Origin of the sequence: Mesorhizobium maamorense (genome assembly GCF_044998965.1) — a bacterium.
In the GTDB taxonomy this organism is placed as follows: Bacteria; Pseudomonadota; Alphaproteobacteria; order Rhizobiales; family Rhizobiaceae; genus Mesorhizobium.
In genome coordinates this window covers 171,315-185,172 of sequence record NZ_CP173356.1, presented here as the reverse complement: position 1 = coordinate 185,172, position 13,858 = coordinate 171,315, and the positions used below count along the sequence as shown (strand labels likewise).

Sequence of the window (13,858 nt, the reverse complement as noted above, 5' to 3'; positions counted from 1 at the left end):
TGATCTTTGCTTTGGAGCACCTTCGATCAGCGATTAACGTCTTCAGTTCAGCCGTGGTGCCGTAACGATGCATGTGTCGCGCTGCCATCAACGTGCAATTCAGATCGGCCACGATAATCGCGAGGGGAGCCTCGGACTGGTCCAGTTAGGGATCTGGCCGGTCCGAGGCGATCGGGCGGGAGCGCAGGCTGCCATGACAGATGGAAGCACCGCTCCACCGGACGTACTGATGTCACCCACTAATCCACGTCGTCCAGCGCTGAAGCACGGCGTCACGGTTGGCGCCGAGCCAATCGGGATCCATTTTGATGACCTTTGAGAAATTATCCGGCGCGGTGACGAGCGTTGATGCGGCGTCGGGATCAAGAAGTGCGGCGGCATTCTTGTTTGGGAGGGCATAATGCATCTTCTCGATAAATGCAGCATGCGCTTCGGGGCGGGCGTACATGAAATTAAGCAGCGATTTGGCGGCCAATGGATTTGCTGCCCCCTTCAACACACCGTAAACATCAGCGACAAACATCGCCCCGTCCCATACGAAACGGATCGGGACTCCCTCCGCTTTCAAGCTAGAAGCACGACCACTCCAAAGCATCGAGGCAGCCACTTCCCCCGTCCGGAACAGTTGTTGGCTTTGATCCCCGCTTGTCCACCAAGCAGAGATGTGTGGCCGCAGCTGATCCAACTTTGCAAACGCGCGATCAAGATCCAGCGGGAAAATTTTGTCACGTGCGACGCCGTCAGCAACAAGCGCCGCTATCAAAACCTCCCAAGGAGTACCCACATTCGGCAGAGATCGCGGTCCCGGGAACCTGTCGACATCCCAGAATTCAGACCAGTTGGTTGGCCCCCCATTGGGGAACTCGCGCTCGACGTAGGTCAGGACCGAGCCGCCCGGATCCCAGAGGACAGCGGTTCCGAAGCAGGATCCCTCAATGCCATGCATGCCGACGGCCGGCAATTCCTCGCAGGTTTTTCCGAAGTCTTCGAAATACGGCTTGAAATCAGACGACAACGCGAGCTCGAAGGGGAGGGACATAGTGTCCCATTCTATGTTGTTTACCTGCGCCATTGCCTTGAGGCGCGGGATAGCTTCGCCATATCCGATTTGGACCGTGGTGACTTCTATCCCAGTCTCCTTTGTAAAGGGCTGGAAGAACAGCTCGTTCATCAACTTGCCGTAAGCGCCAGCCCCGCCGCCAATCATCACCACCCTACTTTGGCCCGCTGCTTTGGCGGCCTCCACAAGCGTAGAAGTGGCTTGGGCGAGCGCATTGCGTGGCACGAGCGAGTTCGTCGCGGCTGCAGCACCCAAAATTAGTAAATCACGCCTACTGATCATGTACTTCTCCCATTGACTTATGAAGCTGCAGCTTCAGTCGGATCGTAGCCGCGGTCATGTCAGATTCATTATGCCTAGCTCCCGATCTATTATGATCGGGAGCGGCAATTGACCTCCTCCAAACATAACGAATGGGGTTGGATATAAACTGCGCCAGCTCAGGACTTTACACCCCCAGCAACTCCGCCTTTTTCAACATGGGTAATGGGCAGCAGCTCTTCTGCGGAGGCCGGTCGAATCGGCTCCGTTGTTGGAAGAGGAGACCGACCATGCAACATTTTGCATGTTTGGATGTTCTCGATGGAAGAGACGCATGTCTGCATTCTCGACCGTCAGGTGAGTGTTCACAAAGCGAGGACGCTGTCGACGGCTGAGGCGATTTTTGCTTCGCTGGCAGGCGCCCAGCAGCATGGCTGTATGATCGTCATGGCCGCAGGCGTGCATCTGGCCCGGTACTAGGCTGTGAACCCATAAACGTCACCGGCTGAGGTGCCACAGCTTGCCGCCGAGCGACCAATCGGCCAAGTTTCGATGATGGACCATGAACGCTCGGACTTTCTTGCCGATGAGGTAAGAGCTGTTAATCTCAGCGGGTGGGCAGACATTCTGCCAGCGCGGTACAGCGTGTTGGGCGGCAACCTGTTTGCCGAAATATTCTTGGCTGACGAAACTGGCGCGGTTCACATGCTGGAAGTGCCCGCCGCTTCGATCGCAAGATCGCCGCATCTGAGGACGAATTTCGTCAGCGATGCATCGGTGACGAAGATGGTTGGCTGCCTCGGTCGCTGGTTCGTCAGTGCCGGTCGGCGGGGATCAATCCCAGCGATACTCAATGTTACGCCTTCACCACGCTCCCCCTGTTCGGCGGAGAGTATAAGCCCGACAATGTCTGGCTATGCTCATGGAGCGAATGGATCAGCTACAGGGCATCGATCTACGCGCAGACCAAAGATTTGCCAGACGGCTCGACAGTGTCGATCAAGATTGTTGACTGAAGGGCTTCTCAAATCAGCAAGAGCTGATTCAGGCCTGGCATGAGCCGATATGACCTGACGGACTTCGAGTGGCGCGTGATTGAGCCGCTTCTGCCCAACAAAACCGAGAGGCGTACCGCGCGTTGATGATCGCCGCGTGCTGAACGGCATCTTCTGGGTACTGCGATCCGGCGCGCCATGGCGCGATCTACCGGAGCGCTACGGACCGCGCACTACCTGCTACAACCGCTTCGTGCGATGGCGGAAGGCCGGTGTCTGGGACCGAATTATGGATGCCATCGCCGCGCATGATGGCAATATCCAGATGATCGACAGCACCTCCGTTCGCGCTCACCAGCAGGCCGCGACCGCAAAAAAGGGGATCAAGATCATTGTCTCGGTCGCTCCAGAGGCGGGCTTACGACCAAAATCCACGCGGTCGTTGACGCGCAAGGGCTTCCGATTCGGCTCGGCTTGACGGCAGGGCAAGCACACGACGGGCAGATCGCCCACGCATTGCTCGACCGTCTCGGTCCGCGCATGATCGTGCTGGCCGACAAGGTCTACGACGCCGACCGCATCCGCGAGTTGATCCAGGACCAAGGCGCCACGCTCAACATCCCGCCGAAGAGCAATCGCCGCTGGAAGTCCTGCTTCAGCAAGCGACTGCCCAAGCTCGCAATCATCATGGACGACGCCGAGCCCGACGTGCGCGCCTACATGACCTTCCCGAAGGAACATCGTGCCAAGCTCCACTCGACGGATGACATCGACAAGCCTGATTTCGGCTTTTTCGACTCCTGGCGTTTCTTTGTTCGGCTTCAGATGAGCCTGTTTCTTCGTCCCGGCCCACAGGATTTTCCGTGCGAGCGTGTCGAGACGCAGTCAAGGCTGGCCGGTGCGGTGGCGCCACGGCCGGCTGCGAGGTTTCCAGGCCACGCCTTGACTGCGTCGAGCACGGCGCCAGTCTGGAGCGGACCGAGACGGCGGTCGTGCCGGCACATTCCCTATGCTATATTTGTCCGGCACGGACGACCACGTGGCAAAGAGTGGTGTAGGGGATGAGAGTGCCGCCACGCAGCCTTATAGTCGTTCCTCCTTTGTGGCGTCCGTGCGCCGCTTCGGCCCGCGTGACCGCCAATGCCGAACCATCAGCTCGTAGGCACGCTCGGCATTCTCGGCCGCGGCCTTCTCGCTGTTTCGCAACTCCTTCACGTTGTAGGCGTAAGCCGAACCGCGGCGACCGACGCCGCGCTCGCCCGGCGCGCCAGCCTTAAGAGCGAGCTGCCTCTGCTTTGCCGCCACCAGCGCCGGGCGAGCCCAGAAGTAGTCCTGCTCCTTTGTCAGCAGATGCCAGATCAACACCGCGAGCTTGCGGGCGACCGCCACGGCTGCGACCTGATGGCCACGCTTGTTGCGGATGCGCAGGAAGAAGGCCCTGAGCGGTCCGGGCGCCTTCGCCGCTGCCCAGGCGGCCTCGACCAGCATGGCGCGGGCATGGGAACGCCCATGTTTGCTGATCCGGCCATATTGCGCCAAGCCAAGACCGGATTGGCGCACACGCGGATTGAGGCCGAAGTAGCTCACCAGCCTCTGCGGCTCGCGGAACCGCCGGATGTCGCCGACGGCGGCGATGATACCGCTCGCGACGATGGCATTGACGCCGGTGATCGTCTGAAGCCGCCGGACTTGCACATCATCAACTGCTTCCCGGGCGATGTCGCGATCGAGGTCAGCCAAATCCTCGGCCAGGCGATCGATCTCGCGGATGTGGCGGGCGATAGCGGCCCGCTCGTCGTCGGGAAGCACCTGCTGCTCGAGCCAGGCGCGACCCCGACGGTTGAACAGATCGGCATGCGGGCACTTCGGCACGAGGTGCGCCTGCAGGATGCCATGCACCTCGTTCTTCACGCGCGTGCGATGCCGCACGACCTGATTGCGCCGCGCGACGAGGCGGCGAAGCCGCTCAGTCCGCTCATCGGGAACCCAGACCTCCGGCAGAAAGCCGCTGGCATGGAGCTGCGCCAGAACGCCGGCATCGATCTTGTCGGTCTTGATCCTGGCATGGGCGATCGCCTTCACCTGCATCGGGTTGGCGACAATCACCCGGCCGACATAGGGCGACAGAACCCGCACCACCGCCATGGCGTTGCCCGTAGCCTCGACGACAACCTCATCCGTCCGTCGCAAACTGCGGCCGAACCCTTCCAGTCCCGAGCGGGTCATGTCGACCCGTCCGTGATGGCGCAGCCGGCCGTCTTCCCAAACCACCACCTCCGCAAAGGTGCGGTGGATGTCCATTCCAATCACACGTCTCATCGGCTCCCTCTCCTCAAACAGTCGGGAGCGGCGGGCGACGCGACACCTACGGATCCGCGCTCTCGGCGCAACCGGGCAGGTCGCAGGGGCGGCCAGCTACTAACGCGAGCTCGCAGCTCATCGAATACATCGGCCTGCCCGCACTTGGCGTGCTCCCGGTGCCCCTGTCCCGGATGGTCGCACCATACGCCGAAAATCGCTCATCTCCAGCGGGGATCGGATGGCACCGTCATGATCATACCGGTTACCAATCCCATCGAGCGCCTCAACGGCGAGATCAACCGCAGGACCGAGGTCGTCGGCATCTTCCCCAATGACGACGCCATCGTCCGTCTCGTCGGCGCCTTGCTGCTCGAACAGAACGATGAATGGGCCGTGCAGCGGGCCCGCTACATGACCTTGAGACCATCAGCCAGATGAGCGATGATCCACTCATCAGCCTGCCGGCAGTGGCGCGCTGATCAGTCCGGCCCATTGCCGGAGAGCACGGCGACCAATGCCGTCAGCTACACCACGCCAGTGGGCACGATCTCGGCCCTCTCCGCCCTCGCCCTGAATCAACGCGACGATACCGGTTTCAGCTATTCCCGTTTCGATGTGATTCATACCGAAGGAAACTAGCTTCTCGGCCACGAAGCTCGCTGAGTTCTGGTAGTCGGTGGTCGAGCTCTGGGTTTTGGTGGAGGGTGTGGCGGCGCCACTCTGTTACCCTCCGTCTGCAGTTCCATAACAAATGGGTTTAGATCATAATCTCCGCGGCTTGCGCTGAGCTTCCCGGAGCCTATCGTGACCGGATAAAATGGCAGAGACCGTTCGATCGGACCGGCGTGAACCTTGCTTGCCACCGTCCGATTTGCATTAAACTAGACATAAATGGAAAACGTAATGAACGGTGAAAGAGTCACGGTCAGTGAAATCGTGAAACGCTATGGATCTGTCACGGCGGTTGAGGCTGTGTCTGTCGATGTGAAAGCGGGAGAATTTCTCTCGCTCCTGGGGCCTTCGGGTTCAGGCAAAACGACCCTCTTGATGATGATCGCGGGCTTTGAGCTGCCGACTTCGGGTCTCATCGAGATCGGGGCGACCGATGTGACGCATGTTGCTCCCAACAAACGCAATGTCGGCATGGTGTTCCAGAAATATGCCCTCTTCCCCCACATGTCGGTGAAAGACAACGTCTCCTTCCCCCTGCGTATGCGCAAGATCGATCGCGCGCAGATCGCGCGGCGGGTCGGCGAAGCTCTCGCCATGGTCCAGCTCGACGCCTACGGCAGCCGGATGCCCACCCAATTGTCGGGGGGACAGCAGCAGCGTGTTGCCCTCGCGCGGGCGCTGGTCTTCGAGCCCCCGTGCTCCTGATGGACGAGCCCCTCGGCGCGCTCGATAAGAAACTGCGCGAACAGCTGCAGATCGAGATCAAGACTCTTCAGCAGCGTCTTGGCGTTACCGTCATCTATGTGACCCACGATCAGGAGGAAGCATTGACTATGTCGGACCGCATCGCGGTCATGAACGATGGTCAAATTGCCCAGATCGGCAGCCCCGCCAGCCTCTACAGCGAGCCCGCCTCTCCGTTCGTCGCGGATTTCATCGGCAAGATGAACTTTCTGCCGGTCGAATATCTGGGATCCGAGAAGGCCGGCCACCAGATCAGGTTCACCAACGACTCGACGCTCAGCGTGACGCGCTCGCTCAACGGACACGCCTTTGAGCTTTCTCCCGGACTGTTACTGCAGGCCGCGATCCGGCCGGAGAACATCTCCCTTGCCGCACGCGGATCCGGCGGACCGCACGCCATCGCCGGAACCGTCGACACCTCGATCTATCTCGGCACGCACCAGATTCTTCTGGTTAACATCGATGGACGCAACGGTCCCCCACTGCATATCCAGACATCGGCAATCCGAAACCTGTCGGAATTCGCGCGCGGCGATGCGGTCGACGTCCTGTTCCAAGCCGATTCCATTCACCTGTTTACAGGCAAGGGCGGCGGCCAATGAGCAGTCTGGACGCGTCTTCCGTGAGTCCCGCCCCCGCGCCACGTTTTGGGCGGCTCTTCGTGGTCACCGGAACCGGTGGTAGATATCCCCCGCTCTTGACGGCTGTGCTGCTGCTGCCCCTCCTTCTGCTTTTATTCTTTAGCTTTCTATACCCGGTGGGCCGCATGCTGGTCGGCAGCCTGTTCGACCCAGGCTTCACCCTCGACAACTATGTCCGCATGTTCATCGAACCGCTTTATCTGAAGGTTCTGCTGCGTACGCTCTGGATTGCATTTGTGACGACGCTCGGTGCCTTCGTCCTTGGATATCCGGTTGCCTTCGCCATGGCGCGGACGGGCGGCAAGCTCACCCTCTGGATTGCAGCCTGCGTCCTGATCCCGTTATGGACCTCAGTTCTTGTGCGCTCATATGCCTGGATCATTCTGTTGCAGCGCAAGGGCGTCCTCAACGACATCCTCATCGGAACCGGCATCATCGAAGAACCGCTCAGGATGATCTATACCGAAAGCGCGGTGATCGTCGCGATGGTACATGTGATGCTGCCGTTCATGGTCCTGCCGATCTACGGCGCCCTGCGGACCATTCCAAAGGAACTGACCCAGGCCGCCGCGAACCTCGGCGCCGGCGTCTTCACCACTTTTTTCAAGGTGACCTTGCCGCTCAGTCTGCCCGGCGTCTTCGCCGGCACGCTGATGACCTTCATCCTTGCCCTCGGTTTCTACGTTACGCCGGCCATGGTGGGCGGCCCTCAGACGCTGATGATGGCGACATTGATCGGACAGCAGACGACGGTCTTGCTCAACTGGTCGTTTGCTGGCGCACTGGCGACGGTACTTCTTGTCGTCACCTTGGTACTCACGTTCATGTTCCGCAGGGTCTTGGCCACGTCTAGAGGATTCGCCAATGTCTGAGACGATCGCCTTGAGCCAGACGCGCCCGTTTCGTCCCCTCGTGCTCGGCAAACTCGCCGCAGGCGCTGTTATTGGGCTCATCCTGTTCTTCCTGATTTTGCCCACGCTGATCGTCATACCGATCTCGTTCGGGAGTGCCCCCTACATTGAGTTCCCGCCCTCCGGGCTGACGTTGAAATGGTACGGGGAATTTTTCAGCGATCCCGACTGGATCGCGGCGACGCTCTTCAGCTTGCGCATCGCCTTCTTCACCACCATTTCAGCGACGCTCATCGGAACCCTTGCTGCGGTCGGTTTGGTGCGAGGCGATCTGCCGGGGAAATCACTTGTCCTCGGTTTAGCGCTCAGCCCACTGATTGTTCCGCATATCATCATGGCGATCGCACTTTATCTTTTTCTTCGCGCCGCTTCAGCTAACGGGAAACTTTTTCGGCTTTCTGTTGGCGCACACCATGCTGACCGTCCCCTATGTGGTCATTGCCGTCTCGGCATCGCTGCAGCGCTTCGATCCCATTCTCGAAATGGCTGCCCTTAATTGCGGGGCGGGGCGCGGACGCGCCTTCTTCGAAATCGTCCTGCCACAAATCACCCCTGGCGTGATCACCGGCGCGGTTTTCGCCTTCGTCTCCTCGTTCGATGAGGCAACCGTCGCCTTTTTCATCTCCGGCATTGAGGGCAAGACGATAACCAGGAAGCTGTTCGAGGACATCGACTTCAATCTCACCCCGGTCATCGCAGTCGTCTCCACGATCATCGTGGCCGTCACAATCCTGCTGATGGGCACGATACGCCTATTCCAGAACAGAGCGAATTCCTGAATTCCTGATCCCGTTCCCGCCCAGCCTGCGCTTCAGGTGACATCAACAGCGGCTGGCGAGGCCCTCGCCGGCGCTGCGCAGCAAGCTGACGCTTGCGCGACCGTTGTCACCTGCGCGGTTTCCGGGGTCAGACGTCGGTTAACCCGAATAACGAAAAACGCCGCGCTCATAACTCATGTAAAATGCCAAGAAACCCCAAAGTTCTTAGACTGCAGTTGTTGAGCCACAAAAGGACCAGCGGTGCTCCTTGGGCACCGGAGTGATCAGATCAACGAAGCGTGAGTGTGTAAGGTGACCTCGATGCCATTTTGTGTCCATGATCGACCACTGGAACGCCTGGATCGAGAACTAACCACCCTCCCACCGCGGGGCCGCAGCCACAGGTCTACCTGAATTTTACTTTACATTTCCTCACTAGGATTCGAACACATGTCGCTGACACGAGACGTCGCCAATACGATCGCCAGCCTCACCTATGACGAGCTGCCGGCACACGTACGTGGCAAGGCGAAGCTTCTCGTCCTCGATCATGTTGGTTGCATGATTGCGGGAAGCACGACGCGCGGGGCTCATCAGATGACACCCTACCTGGCGCGCATCGATTCCGGTGGCCCCAGCACCGTTTTCGGCACATCACTGCGCTTCCATCCCGCTAATGCGGCCCATGCCAACGCGCTCAGCGCCAGCATGCTCAGCCTCGACGATTCCTACATCCTCTTCGGCCATCCAGGCGCGTCGATTATCCCAGCCGCTCTCGCCGTCGCCGAAGACGTCGGCAGCTCCGGCAAGGAGCTGATTACAGCGATTGTCGGCGGCTACGAAATGTCGCTGCGCCTTGGCACGGCCATGCGTCCCAGTGAGGATCGCGACCGCCAAGTCAAGGGCTACGCCACCTGGCAAATCTTTGGCGCCTGCACCGCGGCAAGCTTGTTGTACCGGTTTACCGCCACGCAGATCGCGGACGCCTACGGCCTGACCCCAATGCATGCCCCGCTCCCCTTCTTGCGCAAGTTCCACTCGCGGCCGATGAGCCTGCTGAAGAACAATTACGGATGGGCGAATAAGGGCGCGATCACCGCGGTCGACCTTGTACGCGCCGGTTTCCATGGCAATCGCACCATCTTTGACGGCGATGACGGGTTCTGGGCTATGGCCGGGTCCGACCGCTTTGAAGCCGGAGACATGCTCGATCGGTGGGGTGAGCGCTACTTCATCCTCGAGACCGGTTTCAAGCCGTTTGGCGTCTGCCGCTGGATCCACACGGCGGTTGACTGCTTGCGCGCGTTGCTGAGCCGCCACCGTCTCGGCCGCGCCGACATCAAGGGCATTCACGTTGAAACGGTGAGCGAGTTCGTCCGCGACTTCAACGGCCCGTGGCCGCAATCGACTGTCGAGGCCGCGTTCCATATCCCGTATGCGCTCGCTCTCGAACTGCACGACAAGTCCTCCGCGACGGGCCTGCGCGAAGACGACTTGGCGGACAAAGATCTCCAAGAAACAGCGTCCCGAATAAGTCTCGCAACACTCGCCGGCGCTGATGAGAAGTTCTATGCGAAAAAGCTGCTGCCTGCCCGCGTCAACGTGATCCTCTGGAATGGCGAAACTCTTTGCGAAGAGGCCGAGATACCGACCGGCGCCCCCGGCGGGCCCGCTTTTGGGCCGGTGGAGGTGGAAGCCAAGTTCCTCACTCTTACAAGTCCCATTATCGGCGAGGCGAATGCGGTGCGCCTGAAGGAAGCTCTCCTCGAATTGGAGTCTCTTTCCGTCCGCGAGGCACTTGAATCATGCGCCGTGATGTGACGTCGCGCACCGGGGCGGTCGGTAAAGAGTCCCCCTCCCCTTTCCGAAACCAATTAACAGGAACCAACTGCAAGATGTCCACACTGAGCACACAGAGCACGCAGTCCAAACCCGTTCAAAAGGAGTCTACCGGAGGGGCGTTCTACGCCGGGCGCGGCGTTGCCAAAATGCCCATGATCTCCCACGCCAAAGGCATCTTCTTTTGGGACACCGACGGCAAGCGCTATCTCGACGGGTCGTCAGGCGCCGTCGCCGCCAATATCGGCCATGGCAACGAGCGCGTATGCGACGCCATGATCGAACAAGCGAAGCGCTTTAGCTACGTCGTCCGTACGGCGTTCACCAGCGAAGCAACCGAAACGCTGTGCGGGATGATCTCGGAGCTTGCGGGCCCGGGATTCGATCAGACCTTTCTTGTCTCTGGCGGTTCGGAGGCGATCGAATCCACCCTCAAACTTGCACGTCAATACGCCGTGGTCACGGGTCAACCGAAGCGCTCGAAGATCCTTGCGCGCATGCCAGGCTACCATGGTTCGACGCTCGGCGCCGCTGCGGTCACCGGTGATCCGGATCGCGACCAGATGTTCGGCCCGATTATGCGGGTAATGCCCAAGATCCCGGCACCATTGAGCTATCGCATCCCCGAGGGCTACGACGTTCACTCCTATGCCGACCACTGCGCGGACGAGCTCGAAAGACAGATCCTCGCGGAAGGTGAGGACACGGTACTCGCTTTCATCATGGAGCCAGTCGGGGGCGTCGCCACCGGCGCCTTGGCCGCGCCGAACAGTTACTATACCAAGGTCCGGAAGATTTGCGACCGCTACGGCGTTCTGTTGATCTTTGATGAGGTCATGTGTGGCGCCGGCCGGACCGGAACCTTTTTGGCCGCCCATCACTGGCCCGACGCGTTGCCGGACCTTGTCGCCTGCGCCAAGGGCTTGAGCGCCGGATACACGCCACTCGGCGCCATGATTGCCCCCAACAGGATCGTCGACAAGGTTGTCGAAGCTGGTGGCTTCTTGCATGGCCACACCTATTCCGGCAATCCCCTCTCCTCGGCGATCGGGGTCGCGGTTCTCACCGAGCTGGTGAAGCAGAATCTGATGGAAAATGCCCAGCGCATGGGAGTGATCCTTCGTCAAAAGCTAAACGCATTGAAGGATAGCAGCACAACAATTGGCGACATGCGCGGCATGGGGCTTTTGAACGCTGTGGAAATCGTCGAGGACAAAGCCACCAAGGCTATTTTCCCCGCCGCTAAGCAGGCGTCTTACCGCGTCTCGGAGATCGCCCGCGAACTTGGCCTCCATATTTATTCGCGCCGCGCCGCGAGCGGAAAATTCGGGGAGTGGTTCATGGCAGCTCCACCGCTCATCATAACCGAGTCGGAAATCGACCTGTTCATCGAGCTTCTCACAGAGACGTTCCGTACGTTTGAGAGCGAAATCCGATGAAGCCCGCTTGTCTTCATCCTGACCCGACGCAATCCACGTTGGATGCTTTTGATGTGCAGGGCCCCCTACCTCTGCCGCCACAGGCTCGCATCGCCGGGATGACGCCGGACAAGGAGCTCATAACTGCTGCAACGGCTTGGCGCCACGAGTTCCATCGCTATCCCGAGCTTCTGTTTGACGTCGACCGCACGGCCGCACGCGTCGCCGACCTCCTCCGCAGCTTTGGGTGCGACGAGGTAGCGACCGGCATCGGTCGAAGCGGGGTCGTTGCTGTGATCCGGGGCGGAACCGCACCGTCCAGTCGCACCATCGGCATCCGTGCTGACATGGACGCTCTGCCCATCCTTGAGGCGACCGGATTGCCCTACGCCTCGGCTGCGCACGGACAAATGCATGCCTGTGGGCATGACGGGCATATGGCGATCCTGCTTGGCGCCGTGAGATACCTTGCCGCGGCGCGTGCCTTTTCGGGCACCGTGGTAGCGATCTTCCAGCCCGCGGAGGAGGGAGGTGGCGGTGCCAAGGTGATGCTCGAAGACGGCCTCTTCGAACGGTTCGGCATCGAGGAGGTTTACGCACTCCACAATATGCCCGGAATGGAGGTCGGTACATTCGCCCTGTCGGGCGACGTCATGCTCGCCGCATCCGACCGCTTCGATATCAAGGTCCTAGGCAAGGGCGGACATGCGGCCCGGCCGCATGAAACCATCGATCCGATCATGATTGCCAACCACGTGGTCAGCGCACTGCAGACGATCGTCGCAAGGAGCGTCGACCCAAATGACCCGGTCGTGCTCTCGGTCACATCCATCCACGCGGGCGAGGCATACAACGTCATCCCGTCCGAGGTTGTACTGAAGGGCACCGCCCGCACCTTGTCGGAGACCAGCCGCGACAAGGTCGAAAGCCGCGTCCGGGCCATAGCCAACTACGTTGCCAAGGCGTTCGGCGCTGAGGTCGAACTCGATTATCGCATTGGCTACCCACCGACGGTCAATCATCCCGTCCAGGCCCGTATTCTTGGCGACGCCGCGGCACGCGTTGTTGGAGATGCCGCGGTGCAGCGCGACATGGCACCCATAATGGCCGCGGAAGATTTCTCCTACATGCTAAAGGCCCGCCCCGGCGCCTTCATCTTTATGGGCAACGGCATGACCGTCCCCCTTCATCATCCCGAATATGATTTCAACGACCGCGCTCTGCCCCTCGGCATCGCGCTATGGGTCGACCTGGTGACGAGAGAACAGAACTAGAATCACCTTAAACGCGCGGTAGACAAAAAAGATTGGAACAAGGAGCTACGGAGTGAGCAACCCCGACGATAGATATGCCTCCACGGGCTGCGCGACGGAAGGTTTGTTGGCACAGCCTGTGCCGACCCATGCGCAGGAAGTTAACAGACGCACGTTCATAGTCATCGAGAACCAATGAATTCCGCTCAATGACGGAACTCGACGGATCTGGATGCCGGACGGCACTAAAATCGCGCTTCCTCCCCTATCGTAACGCAAGGCCCGGCGTGATGACGTGGACTTTCCGCTGTTCGCAGCGGCCGGAATTGCGGTAGTTAGGGTTGACATGGGTGGCTCCGGAAGGCTTGCACGAAGACGAGTTTACAAAAGAACTTCCCGATATGCGGTGGAAATCATCGCTTGGATCGCCGCGCAGGCGTGGTCCAATGGTGAAGTAGGCATGGTGGGAAGCTCGTGGGGCGGTGGCAACTCCACGAGGGTAGCCGCACTGAAGCCGCCCGCGCTCACGGCCGTCATAGCGGCCAGTTGCTCGATCGACCGATGTAGCGACGCCCTTCGCTACAAGGGCGGCGCTCACTGTTCGACCAATTTGTCGCGTGCCGCGAGCATGCTCGGTGGTATATCTCTCCTGCCGGACCCGCAGATCGTCAGTGAGCGCTGGCGCGATATGTGGCGGTAGCGCCTGGAGAATGAACCCTCCTTCATGATATTCCACCAGAGTCGCGGATTACTGGCGCCACGCGTCGATAAATTACGACTTCGATCATTTCACTGCCCAGTGCTGTTCGCTTCGGGATGGAGCGACGGCTATCGAAATTCGCCTTACGAGCTTGTCGAGGGCGTACCAGGCAAGGCGAAGGTGCAGATCAGACCTTGGTGGTACTGTTACGCTCGCCGCTTGATACAGGTACGGCCGCCGGCGGGAGACGGCCACCCATGGCTTCGCCGCCCTATCCTGCAGGACAACCGACTGCATCCTCATCA

The 13,858-nt window shown here is 60.0% G+C and carries 10 protein-coding genes and 4 pseudogenes; 10 read left to right on the top strand and 4 right to left on the bottom strand.

The features are described from left to right. Window positions 1–232: 232 nt before the first annotated feature. The 3 genes from ACIU1A_RS01455 to ACIU1A_RS01445 form a co-directional block, all read right to left on the bottom strand. On the bottom strand, window positions 233–1,342 hold the full coding sequence (locus ACIU1A_RS01455; protein WP_404926373.1) for an extracellular solute-binding protein: 1,110 nt from the start codon (window positions 1,340–1,342) through the stop codon (window positions 233–235). 192 nt (window positions 1,343–1,534) lie between these two features. Continuing rightward, window positions 1,535–1,786, bottom strand: coding sequence for a hypothetical protein (locus tag ACIU1A_RS01450; protein ID WP_404926372.1), 252 nt, complete (start codon window positions 1,784–1,786; stop codon window positions 1,535–1,537). Between the two features lie 33 nt (window positions 1,787–1,819). After that, the gene (locus tag ACIU1A_RS01445; protein ID WP_404926371.1) at window positions 1,820–2,026 is read right to left on the bottom strand and encodes a hypothetical protein; all 207 of its coding nucleotides are present in this window, start codon (window positions 2,024–2,026) and stop codon (window positions 1,820–1,822) included. 32 nt (window positions 2,027–2,058) lie between these two features. Here ACIU1A_RS01445 and ACIU1A_RS01440 point away from each other — a divergent pair, with 32 nt between their 5' ends. Next, window positions 2,059–2,337: a T6SS immunity protein Tdi1 domain-containing protein gene (locus tag ACIU1A_RS01440; protein ID WP_404928075.1), complete on the top strand. Its 279-nt coding sequence runs from the start codon at window positions 2,059–2,061 to the stop codon at window positions 2,335–2,337. A gap of 39 nt (window positions 2,338–2,376) precedes the next feature. Next, window positions 2,377–2,976, top strand: a pseudogene (locus ACIU1A_RS01435) (IS5 family transposase); the annotation flags it as partial. 423 nt (window positions 2,977–3,399) lie between these two features. Here ACIU1A_RS01435 and ACIU1A_RS01430 read toward each other — a convergent pair. After that, on the bottom strand, window positions 3,400–4,617 hold the full coding sequence (locus ACIU1A_RS01430) for an IS110 family transposase (protein WP_404924724.1): 1,218 nt from the start codon (window positions 4,615–4,617) through the stop codon (window positions 3,400–3,402). A 264-nt stretch (window positions 4,618–4,881) separates the two neighbouring features. Here ACIU1A_RS01430 and ACIU1A_RS01425 point away from each other — a divergent pair. The 8 genes and pseudogenes from ACIU1A_RS01425 to ACIU1A_RS01390 all read left to right on the top strand — a co-directional run. Continuing rightward, a pseudogene (locus ACIU1A_RS01425) lies at window positions 4,882–5,096 on the top strand (transposase); the annotation flags it as partial. A 424-nt stretch (window positions 5,097–5,520) separates the two neighbouring features. Beyond that, window positions 5,521–6,635, top strand: a pseudogene (locus tag ACIU1A_RS01420) (ABC transporter ATP-binding protein). Further along, window positions 6,632–7,546, top strand: a complete 915-nt coding sequence (locus tag ACIU1A_RS01415; protein WP_404926370.1) for an ABC transporter permease — start codon at window positions 6,632–6,634, stop codon at window positions 7,544–7,546. The pseudogene ACIU1A_RS01420 and the gene ACIU1A_RS01415 overlap by 4 nt, the downstream one beginning before the upstream one ends. After that, window positions 7,539–8,364: pseudogene (locus tag ACIU1A_RS01410) on the top strand (ABC transporter permease). The gene ACIU1A_RS01415 and the pseudogene ACIU1A_RS01410 overlap by 8 nt, the downstream one beginning before the upstream one ends. A 429-nt stretch (window positions 8,365–8,793) precedes the next feature. Beyond that, window positions 8,794–10,164 carry an MmgE/PrpD family protein gene (locus ACIU1A_RS01405; RefSeq protein ID WP_404926346.1) on the top strand — a complete coding sequence of 457 codons (1,371 nt, stop codon included), beginning with the start codon at window positions 8,794–8,796 and terminating at the stop codon, window positions 10,162–10,164. Window positions 10,165–10,238: 74 nt separating this feature from the next. Next, complete coding sequence (locus ACIU1A_RS01400; RefSeq protein WP_404926345.1) at window positions 10,239–11,621, top strand: aspartate aminotransferase family protein; 1,383 nt, start codon at window positions 10,239–10,241, stop codon at window positions 11,619–11,621. A gap of 71 nt (window positions 11,622–11,692) precedes the next feature. Then, on the top strand, window positions 11,693–12,874 hold the full coding sequence (locus ACIU1A_RS01395; protein ID WP_404928074.1) for a M20 aminoacylase family protein: 1,182 nt from the start codon (window positions 11,693–11,695) through the stop codon (window positions 12,872–12,874). 274 nt (window positions 12,875–13,148) lie between these two features. Beyond that, the gene (locus tag ACIU1A_RS01390) at window positions 13,149–13,553 is read left to right on the top strand and encodes an alpha/beta fold hydrolase (RefSeq protein ID WP_404926369.1); all 405 of its coding nucleotides are present in this window, start codon (window positions 13,149–13,151) and stop codon (window positions 13,551–13,553) included. The last annotated feature ends 305 nt before the right edge of the window (window positions 13,554–13,858 follow it).